Source organism: Mesorhizobium sp. B2-6-4 (assembly GCF_006441495.1).
Classification (GTDB): Bacteria; Pseudomonadota; Alphaproteobacteria; order Rhizobiales; family Rhizobiaceae; genus Mesorhizobium.
The window spans coordinates 1-1,297 of the sequence record NZ_VFUE01000049.1; the positions used below are offsets into that span (position 1 = coordinate 1).

At 60.1% G+C, this 1,297-nt stretch carries 2 protein-coding genes; both read left to right on the forward strand.

What is annotated here, in order from left to right:
- Nucleotides 1–469: 469 nt before the first annotated feature.
- Nucleotides 470–736, forward strand: coding sequence for a type II toxin-antitoxin system ParD family antitoxin (locus FJ426_RS31195; RefSeq protein WP_140825712.1), 267 nt, complete (start codon nucleotides 470–472; stop codon nucleotides 734–736).
- Nucleotides 737–739: 3 nt separating this feature from the next.
- The gene (locus tag FJ426_RS31200; protein ID WP_140525843.1) at nucleotides 740–1,051 is read left to right on the forward strand and encodes a type II toxin-antitoxin system RelE/ParE family toxin; all 312 of its coding nucleotides are present in this window, start codon (nucleotides 740–742) and stop codon (nucleotides 1,049–1,051) included.
- The last annotated feature ends 246 nt before the right edge of the window (nucleotides 1,052–1,297 follow it).

A 1,297-nucleotide genomic window follows, 5' to 3' on the forward strand; every position in this document is an offset into this window, starting at 1 on the left:
ATGGCCGCCCGCTGATTTGAGAACCCTCATCACAGCCCAGCAAAAACCCAAAGCCGACGCCCAAGGTCAAAAACAAAGCCAAGCCAAGCCAAGCCAAGCCAAAGCGACCAGGGCCAAGCCTCGGTCGTTCCATGCCTCGGGGCCAAGACGAGCTCTCAGCTCGCGCGGCGGAGAAATTGGGCTTCCCAGAGCCGAGGCCAGCCACGAAAATGCGAAATGGATTCAGCCGGCAGGATTCCATCCCAGCCGGCTTCAGCGCCTGCCGTCCTGGCTGGATCGCGAGGAGCAGATCCCACCTATCGGCTGCAGGCGCGATCCCCGATCGCGGCGGCCCGACCGAGGCGATATCTCTGTCTGCGAGACAATCGGACCAAAATGCAGGTTGGTCGACGTCGGTCGAAATTGCTAATATCTGACATCTATTGCTAAATCCGTGCCGTGATCCCATGTCTCTTTCCGGGAGGTTGTCATGCCCAACTACGCTCTGAACGACCACTATGAGCGCTTCATCAGGAAACAGCTCGAATCAGGTCGCTACAACAATGCCAGCGAGGTTGTTCGCGCCGGCCTGCGCATGCTCGAGGATTTCGAGGCGGAGCGGGAAAGATGGCTGCGCGAGGAAATTCCGGGCCGCCTGGCCGAGCTCCAGCAGGATCCAGCTAAAGGAATCCCGGCCGAGGCGGTTTTTTCTCGGCTGGAGGCGCGCCATGGCGCGAAACAGGCGAAAGCCAAGTAGGGGATGGACTATCGGATCGTCTTTCATCCCGCCGCACAAGCCGAACTCGAACGGCTCTATGACGACATAGCCGAGCGCGCATCGCCGGCGATCGCCTGGAATTTCGTCGCGGGTATTCAAGACCATTGTCTCGGTCTATCGACTTTTCCACAGCGTGGCACCGAGCGGCGCGAGATCATGCCCGGACTGCGGATCATCGGCTACCGACGGGCGGTCAGCATTGCCTTTGCGGTCGAGGGCGAGCGGGTGCTGATCCTGGGCATCTTCTACGCAGGCCGGAACATCACACCGGAATTGCTGGAGGATCGCCGCTGAAAGCCGCTCGGGCAAGGTCCGCGGCCGTCGGGCGGACAGCGGTTTTCAAAGCGAGGCATACGGTCCGGAGCGAGTATCCCAGGCGCGACCAAGCGCAAAAAGCGACGTGGAAACTCAGCCTAGCCAACTCACGAATCTCGACCCTGCGGATATCTCCACGAGAAATCGAAAAAACTTCTTGGATCGGTGTTGACAGTTTGTAGGGGTGGCGACTATATACGCCTCACGAACGAGGGCGGTGCGCCG

Excerpts from the sequence above, each read along its gene's own strand:
- FJ426_RS31200 (WP_140525843.1), top strand. The coding sequence starts at position 740 with ATGGACTATCGGATCGTCTTTCATCCCGCCGCACAAGCCGAACTCGAA.
- FJ426_RS31195 (WP_140825712.1), top strand. The coding sequence starts at position 470 with ATGCCCAACTACGCTCTGAACGACCACTATGAGCGCTTCATCAGGAAA.